The sequence below is a fragment of the Archangium sp. genome, from assembly GCF_036388035.1.
Classification (GTDB): domain Bacteria; phylum Myxococcota; class Myxococcia; order Myxococcales; family Myxococcaceae; genus Archangium.
Genome location: NZ_DASVSO010000306.1, coordinates 1 through 7,715, shown reverse-complemented (window position 1 = coordinate 7,715; position 7,715 = coordinate 1). Strand labels below are relative to the sequence as shown.

The 7,715-nt window shown below is 67.8% G+C and carries 7 protein-coding genes; 3 read left to right on the top strand and 4 right to left on the bottom strand.

All coding sequences use genetic code 11. From position 1 onward, the window contains the following. Positions 1-186 precede the first annotated feature (186 nt). The gene (locus tag VF697_RS12750) at positions 187-861 is read left to right on the top strand and encodes a hypothetical protein (protein WP_331094692.1); all 675 of its coding nucleotides are present in this window, start codon (positions 187-189) and stop codon (positions 859-861) included. A gap of 10 nt (positions 862-871) precedes the next feature. On the opposite strand, the gene VF697_RS12745 is transcribed toward VF697_RS12750, so the two are convergent. The 4 genes from VF697_RS12745 to VF697_RS12735 form a co-directional block, all read right to left on the bottom strand. After that, entirely contained in the window at positions 872-1,588 is a 717-nt protein-coding gene (locus VF697_RS12745; protein WP_331094690.1) for a double-CXXCG motif protein, read from the bottom strand. A 9-nt stretch (positions 1,589-1,597) separates the two neighbouring features. Next, a complete protein-coding gene (locus VF697_RS43485; protein WP_414641280.1) occupies positions 1,598-2,275 on the bottom strand; it encodes a TIGR02269 family lipoprotein in 678 nt (225 codons plus the stop codon). Positions 2,276-2,352: 77 nt separating this feature from the next. Next, positions 2,353-3,054, bottom strand: a complete 702-nt coding sequence (locus tag VF697_RS12740) for a 2OG-Fe(II) oxygenase (protein ID WP_414641279.1) — start codon at positions 3,052-3,054, stop codon at positions 2,353-2,355. A gap of 87 nt (positions 3,055-3,141) precedes the next feature. Then, positions 3,142-4,200 carry a DNA topoisomerase IB gene (locus VF697_RS12735; protein WP_331094689.1) on the bottom strand — a complete coding sequence of 353 codons (1,059 nt, stop codon included), beginning with the start codon at positions 4,198-4,200 and terminating at the stop codon, positions 3,142-3,144. 194 nt (positions 4,201-4,394) lie between these two features. Here VF697_RS12735 and VF697_RS12730 point away from each other — a divergent pair, with 194 nt between their 5' ends. Both VF697_RS12730 and VF697_RS12725 read left to right on the top strand, forming a co-directional pair. After that, positions 4,395-5,195: a hypothetical protein gene (locus VF697_RS12730; protein WP_331094687.1), complete on the top strand. Its 801-nt coding sequence runs from the start codon at positions 4,395-4,397 to the stop codon at positions 5,193-5,195. Positions 5,196-5,300: 105 nt separating this feature from the next. Further along, positions 5,301-7,505 (top strand): SPFH domain-containing protein, encoded by a 2,205-nt coding sequence (locus tag VF697_RS12725; protein WP_331094685.1) that lies wholly within the window; start codon positions 5,301-5,303, stop codon positions 7,503-7,505. Positions 7,506-7,715: the final 210 nt, after the last annotated feature.

Genomic DNA, 7,715 nt, shown 5'->3' with positions numbered 1-7,715 from the left:
CCCGAAGGTCGCAGGTTCAAATCCTGCCCCCGCAACTCCAACGCGAAGCCCCGCTGGCGACGAGCCAGTGGGGCTTTGTCGTTTCCGGGTTCCGGTATGCCGGGGAGTAAGGGGGCAGGGGAGCCCGACTCGGGGAGTCACCTCGCGCACATGACGTCTGCGGTCGGGATGTTTAAGCTTCTCGCGATGACTCGGAAGCACGACGGTGGTGCGGAGCGCGAGCCCGCGTTGAAGGTGGAGATCCGGGCCCGACTGGCGTCCTGGCCTCGGGAGCGGTTGCTCGACTTCGCCGTGGAGCGGTTCCTGGCGGACCCGACGCTGCGGCACTCGCTCGCCCGGCCCGAGGAGCTTTCGGGGGCGGAGGCGACACTGTCCCGCGAGCTGCGGCAGGCCATCGATGGCGCCATGCGCGTGCGGTACGTCGATTGGCGGGAAGTGCCCGGCTACATCGGTCGCTTGGAGCGACTGCTCGGGGACGTGCGCTCCTTCGCCGAGGGCTACCCCGAGGAGGGCGTGTTGGTCCTCCGGTATTTCGTGAAGAGCATCCCGCGGGTGTTCGACAGTATCGCGGACGAAGATGAACTGACGCTCTTCTGCCGGGAGCTGGCCGAGGTGTCGCTGGCGCTCGCGGCGAAGGTGGCGGGCGCGGTGCGCGAGGTGGCGGAGGAGTTGCTCGGGGCCTGGCTCGCGGACGACTACGGGCGTTTCGCCAAGGTGCCGGAGCTGCTGGTGGAGGCGGAGCTGTCGGGTGACGTGCGGCGGGAGGTGGCCGCGACGGCCAAGGCGCTCGCCATCCAGGTGGCGCGGACGAACCGCCACAAGTCTCAGGAGCTGGGCTCGCTGGCGGCCCGGTTGAGGTAAGGGAGCGCGTTCAGCGCACCGGCAGTTCGTGGATGTCGACCTCGTCCAGCTTCAGGCGTTGCACGGCGTCCACGAAGCGCTCGGTAGCGATGAAGATCGTCTCGAAGTCGCTCAGCCGGAACAGGTCGGTGTGCGTCGGGAGCGAGGCTGCGTTCAGGATGGGGTCGTCTGGGAATGTAAAGGAATCTCGGCCACATTTAGAGCATGGTGGAGGTCGCTCCGGCGTGCAGTCCGGATGGAGCCGGCCATGAGCGAGGATTTCCAACTCCAGCAACTCCGGATGGTTCTTTTGCCGGAAACGCACTTCCGTTGGGAAACCGCGCAGACCCTGTACGCCTTCGGACTTCAATTGCTCCAACGCCTCACGGCGAATCAGGATTGCTCCGAAGTAGTGAAGGAAGAGGGGACTAAAGGAGCCAGTGGCAGTACCGACGAGCGGACCGAGAGAAGCCCCCGGTAACAATTGGCCCCCAGGTGGAACGAGTGGCCTCACGCACTCTCGCAGCCTCGCGAATTGGTCAAAGGGCTCAGGTCTAGGCTTCTCGTATTCACCGCGCTCGGGGAGCGAGGACAGGTCTACGCTCGGATACGCGGAGAACCCTCCTGCCCAGGTAGCTGTGCATTCGGGACAGCGAAGCCCGGGGAGGGCTCCCCATTTGCGCCTGGCGCTGACGTTGCCTGTGTACCGTGACGTTCTTGGCGTTCGGAGCCGGTAGAATTTCGTCATGTCGTCACCTCATCGCCCTCCGCGAGGGTACGGCACGATGGGCCCGGTCAGTTGGAAGCGGAAGATCAATTCCCCTGCGTGGCGGTAGATGTCTTGAGGGGTAGCATCGGGGCGGGCATCAATGAAGTCCCTCCAGGCTTGGTTCCACATGCCGCCCGATGCTCCACCGCTGTGGATGCGGATATGGACATGCTCGGGGATGAGGAGGGTGAACTGATGGATGTTAGGCACCCCTTGTTGGTGGAACCATGCCCTGAGCGCTGGAGCCTGGGGAAAAACATGGTGGTGGACCCAGCGGCCCGGGGGCAGGATGAATTGTGGCGGCTTGGGGTCGAAGTGGCGGTTGAAGCGGAAGGTGAGGACGGGCTCGCTGCTGCGGGGCCATGAAAAGGGGCGGTTCCTCCAGCGGCGTGGCGCGGACGGTGAGCCACCCGGGATGTAGAAGGACCCGCTGCCCCGGGAGGCAAGCAGCACCTCGTTCGGCGCCACCTCCCGGCAGCGGAAGAAGCCACATTCGTCGCCGTCCTCGCGGCACAGCAGGACGAGGTTCCGCTCGTCCTCGCAGCCCTCCTCCCAGGAGTCCGCTACTTCCGGAGGGTTGTCGGCTTCAGGAACGGTGGGGCTCGTGGTCGCGCACCCGGCCAACAGCCCGAACAACACCAGCCAGAGTCTCGAGGGAGTCCGCATAGGCCGTGGAGCCTAGGCTGCCCGGAGGCTCCGCGGAGCCTCCGCCTGCTCCGGGAGGAACCCGCACACCGCGCTCCTCACGCGCTGCGCTGGCGGTGCTCCTCCAGGTACGCCGAGAAGCCCGCCTTGGACTGGATGCGGAACTCGGGCAGGCGCGCCAGCACCTCGGGCGCGAACGCGTATTGCTCGCACACGAGGCTCGCTCGCAGCGCGCCTTCTCCGCCTCCCGTGAAGGGCTGCACCTCGTGCGTCAGGTCCCCTCGGAAGTGCACCAGCATGCCCGTCCTCGGGCGCACCACACCCGTCGGCTCGTTGCCCCGGGCGAGCACCAGCGCGCCTCCCTTCACCCGCTCGGGCACGCTCACGTACAGCACGCTCACGTGCTCGGGCGTCGCTCCGGGCACGCCGCTCGGCTCCTGCAGCGTCGCGTCGATGTGCCGCCCCACGCCTCGCCCCGGCTCCAGCAGCAGCAGGTTCAGGTAGAAGGCGTTGGGCCTCCGGCGCTCCTGCTTAGGGCCGAAGAGTCGCTCGCGCCAGGGCAGCAATCCCCGGGAACTCGCTGGGTTCATCACCAGCGCCAGGTACTCCCGGAGGAAGGGGAAGCGCTCCTCCAGCATCGCCCGTCCCGCCTCCGTGAAGATGAAGGCGAAGCCCCGGCTGCTCTGGAACGTCCCCATCAGCGGGCTTCGCGCCACGAAGCGTGAGGCAAGCAGGGCCTCTCGCAAGGCCTCCAGCCTGACACCCGTCAAGGCGTTCCGATGGGTGACGTACTCGCTCACTTCGCGCAGCCTAGCCCGGATCCCATGGACTGAGGGGTCCAGTCCGGTCAGACGCCTGGTCGTGCCCCTGCTCTCGGAGGAGGGGCGCTACGCCGAGGCCCTTCCGGCCGCGCTGGGCACCTCGCCGTCCTCCAGCATGTCCAGCAAGGCCTTCTCCGCGCAGTGCAGCGCGGGCTTCTCGTGCCGGACCAGCTCCTCCACCGACTCGAAGTAGCGCTCCACCACGCGCCCCTTCTCGAACATCGCCAGCACCGAGGGGTAGATGTACGAGCCCCTCGCCACCGCTGGCGTGTTCCCCAGGTGCTCGGCGACCTCCTTCACCGCCGCCACCATCGTCTTCTTCGTCACCTTCAGGCCCTCCTTCTCGGCCTCGCGGCGCACCCGCTCCTTGGCTCGTGCCAGCGCGCACGCGCAGATGAGCGTCCCGCCCCACGTGCGGAAGTCCTTCGCGCTGTACTGCGCCCCCATCACCTCCTGGATGTACTCGTTGATGTGGCGCCGCCTCACGTCCACCACGAATCCGTCATCCAGCACGAACTTGAAGACGTCCCGCCCCGGCACCTTCAGGCACTCGCGCACCACGTGCGCCACCTGCCGATCCCTCAGCTCCCGGTGCTGGTGCTGCCCGCTCTTGCCCGGGAAGTCGAAGATGATCGTGTCCCCCTTCACCTTCACGTGCTTCGCCCGCAGCGTGGCCAGCCCGAAGCTCTGGTTCTCGTCCGCGTACTGCTGGCTCCCCGGCCGGATGAAGCACGTCCCGAGAATCCGCAGCAGGCACGCCATCACCTTGTCCCGCCCCAGCCCCGGCTTTCGAATATCCGCCGCCACCCGTCGCCGCAGCTTTGGCAGCGCCCGCGCGAAGTTCACCACGCGCTGGAACTTCTCCGCCTCCCGCCGCTTCGTGAAGGACTCGTGGTAGCGGTACTGCCACCGCCCCGCGCCGTCCTTCCCCATCGCCTGCAGCTTCGACGTCGCCGAGGGGCTGATCAGCACGTCCTTCCACGCCGGCGGCAGCTTCAGCGCCTCGATGCGCTCGAGCTCCTGCGCCGATACCGGCTTGCCGTTGGCGTGCTTGTAGCGGAAGCCTCGCCCGGGGCTGCCGAGCCGACGGATTCCCTCCTGCTCCAGTCTCTCGATGTGCCTCATGCCCGTGCCCTGGCTCCCGTCCCGGCGCCCCGTGCGCCCGTCATCTGGAATGCCTGTGCAGCCACATGCGCCCCGTCAACGCAGCCCCGGCTCGCCCGTCTGGAGAGGAGGCAGGCGGAAAATCGGCCCGAGGCCCTGTCCTGATCCAGTAACCCTGGAATAGACTCCCAGCCACCGCTCCGCTTGCAGGTCCGATGACCGAGTTCCTCAACGCCCTCCTCGCCTTTCCGACCGTGCTCTTCACCATCCCGCTCGGCGTGGTGGTCGGCTACTGGCTCACCGTGATGATCGGCGCCGTGGGCATCGATCTCCTGGACGGGGACCTCGGCGACTTCGCGCTGGGCGCAAAGGCCGGTGCAGGCGAGGTGCTCGAAGGGGGCGTCAAGGGCGCGGTGGAGGGCGGCGCCAAGGCCGCCGTGGAGGGTGGGGCCAAGGCCTCACTCGAAGGCTCCGGGCACGGGGCCAACTTCTTCGAGCTGCTCGGCTTCGGCGGCGTCCCGGTGACGGTGTCCGTCAGCTTCGTCGTGTTCCTCTCCTGGTTGATGTCGCTGGCCTTCGCCCGTCCCGCCAAGGAGGCCCTGGGGGCGCTGCCCGGCGCGCTCGTCAGCGGGGGCCTGGCCGCGCTGTGCCTCGCGGCGGGCCTGGTGCTCGCCGGCCTGGTGGTGCGGCCCCTGCGGCCCATGTTCGCCGTGCAGCAGGCGCCTCGCCGCTCCGAGCTCATGGGCCGCGTGTGTGTCATCGCCAGCGGCCGGGTGGATGGGAAGTTCGGCCATGCCACCTTCGAGGACGGCGGCGCTGGCCTCCTCCTCAACGTGGTGTGCGACAAGGCCAACGAGCTCAAGCGCGGGGAGAAGGCGCTCATCCTCGGCTACGACGCCACCCGAGATGCCTACGAGGTGGAGCCCGTGGACTGGCTCCTTCCCCAAGAGCTGGAGCACCTGAAGGATCCGCTCACCGCCGCCGCGCTCGCGCGGGACAAGGTGCGCGCGCGGTAGCTCCCTGCCGCTCATTCGTCTCTGGCGCACCGGGTTGTTTCGGGGGTCTCCGGTCGCCACCTGTTCGCAGCCCCCTGGTCTACTCGCTCGGGAAACGACACCGACATGGAACTGCCAATCGTCGCATCCGGAATCGTCGGAGGACTCTTCTTCCTCTTCTGTTCCGCGTTCATCGTCTCCAGGTTCTACCGGCAGGTGGATCAGGGACGCGCGCTCATCATCAACCCGTTCAAGGGTGAGCCGATGGTCACCTTCACCGGCTCCATCGTCTGGCCCATCATCAACCGGGCCGAGGTGATGGACATCGCCCTCAAGACGATCGAGATCGATCGCCGCGGCAAGGAGGGCCTGATCTGCCAGGACAACATCCGCGCCGACATCAAGGTCACCTTCTTCGTCCGGGTGAACAAGACGCGCGAGGACGTGCTCAAGGTGGCCCAGTCCATCGGCTGCGTCCGCGCGAGCGATCAGGAGACCCTGGAGCACCTCTTCGAGGCCAAGTTCTCCGAGGCCCTCAAGACGGTGGGCAAGAGCTTCGAGTTCGAGGAGCTCTACACCAAGCGCGACGCCATCAAGGACCAGGTCATCCAGGTCATCGGCAAGGACCTCAACGGCTACATGCTCGAGGACTGCGCCATCGACTTCCTGGAGCAGACCCCCGTCGAGATGCTCGACAAGGACAACATCCTCGACGCGCAGGGCATCCGGAAGATCACCGAGCTGACGTCCGTCCAGAACATCCACACCAACGAGTTCCGCCAGAGCGAGCGCATGGCCATCACCAAGCGCAACGTCGAGGCGGATGAGGCCATCTTCGCCCTCGAGCGCCAGCGCGCCGAGGCCGCCGCCAAGCAGAAGCGGGAGATCGATTCCATCCAGGCGCGCGAGACGGCCGAGGCCGAGCGCGTGAAGGCCGAGGAGTACGCCAAGCAGCAGCTGGCGCGCATCAAGGCGGAGGAGGAGATCCAGATCAACGATCAGAACAAGCACCGCCAGATCGAGGTGGCGCAGAAGAACCGCGAGCGCGTGGTGGGCGTCGAGACCGAGCGCGTGGAGAAGGACCGCGCCCTGGAGGCCATCAACCGCGAGCGCGAGGTGGAGCTGTCGCGCATCGGCAAGGAGAAGCAGCTCGAGGCCGAGAAGAAGGCCATCGCCGACGTGGTGCGCGCCCGCATCGCCGTGGAGAAGACGGTGGCCGAGGAGGAGGAGCGCATCAAGGACCTGCGCGTGAAGGCCGAGGCCACGCGCCGCAAGGACGCGCTGCTCATCACCGCCGAGGCCCAGGCGCAGGAGAAGTTCGTCAAGGACATCAAGGCCGCCGAGGCCAGCAACCAGGTGGCCTCCTTCACCGCGAAGGAGCGGCTCACCCTCGCCGAGGCCGACCTGGAGGCCGCCGACAAGACGGCCAAGGCGAAGATGCGGCTGGCCGAGGGCATCCAGGCCGAGGAGGCCGCCCACGGTCTGGCCGAGGTGCGCGTGAAGGAGGCGGACGCCCTGGCCGTCGAGAAGCAGGGCATGGCCACGGTGCGCGTGAAGGAGGCCGAGGCCGCCGTCATCGAGAAGCAGGGCATGGCCCAGGCCACCGTCCTCAAGGAGCGCGGCCTCGCCGAGGCCTCCGCCGCCCGCGAGAAGCTGCTCGCCGAGGCCGCGGGTGAGAAGGAGAAGGGCATGGCCCGCGCCAGCATCGGCGAGGCCGAGGCCCAGGCCATCCAGAAGCGCGGCGAGGCCGAGGCCATCGCTTCCCGTGAGAAGCTGCTCGCCGAGGCCAAGGGCATCGAGGAGAAGCTGCTCGCCGAGGCCCGCGGTCTGGCCGAGAAGGCCGAGTCCATGGCACTGCTCCAGGGCGCCACCCGCGAGCACGAGGAGTTCCGCCTGCGCCTGCAGAAGGAGCGCGACGTGGAGCTCGCTTCCATCCACGTCCGCAAGGACATCGCCGAGGCCCAGTCCAAGGTGCTCGCCGAGACCATGGGCCACGCCAAGGTCAACATCGTCGGCGGCGACGGCCAGTTCTTCGAGCGCTTCATCAAGGCCATCTCCGTCGGGCAGTCCTTCGACGGCGCGCTCGACCAGAGCGAGACGCTGCGCAAGGTCTTCGGCGGCTACCTCAACGGCGAGAAGGACCTGCCCGCGGACCTCAAGGAGATCTTCTCCAAGCCGGGCTTCACCAGCGACGCGCAGAACCTGGCCATGGCCGCGCTGCTGCACCGCATGGCGCCCAGCCCCACCGCCGCCGCCACGTCCAACCTCAAGGCGCTCGTGGAGGCCGAGCCCGCCCGGGCCTCGGCTCCCGTCGAGAAGACCCAGGGCTGAGCCCCGCGGTCTGACAGTACGGATGCACGTCCCCTCACGCCCGCTCGGGCGGGGACGTGCATCCTCGTTTCCCCCCCCTTTCTCGGTGAACTGACGATGGCAACTGAAAGCCCCACCCCCGCGGGAGAGGCCACGCTGGAGGGCGGCAGCTACGAGGTCATCCGTGCGCGCCTGCTCAAGCAGGCCGAGGCGCTCGGCGCCAAGGCGACG

Coding starts and splice junctions, on each gene's coding strand:
- VF697_RS12750 (WP_331094692.1), top strand. CDS start 187: ATGACTCGGAAGCACGACGGTGGTGCGGAGCGCGAGCCCGCGTTGAAG.
- VF697_RS12745 (WP_331094690.1), bottom strand. CDS start 1,588: ATGACGAAATTCTACCGGCTCCGAACGCCAAGAACGTCACGGTACACA.
- VF697_RS12735 (WP_331094689.1), bottom strand. CDS start 4,200: ATGAGGCACATCGAGAGACTGGAGCAGGAGGGAATCCGTCGGCTCGGC.
- VF697_RS43485 (WP_414641280.1), bottom strand. CDS start 2,275: ATGCGGACTCCCTCGAGACTCTGGCTGGTGTTGTTCGGGCTGTTGGCC.
- VF697_RS12730 (WP_331094687.1), top strand. CDS start 4,395: ATGACCGAGTTCCTCAACGCCCTCCTCGCCTTTCCGACCGTGCTCTTC.
- VF697_RS12725 (WP_331094685.1), top strand. CDS start 5,301: ATGGAACTGCCAATCGTCGCATCCGGAATCGTCGGAGGACTCTTCTTC.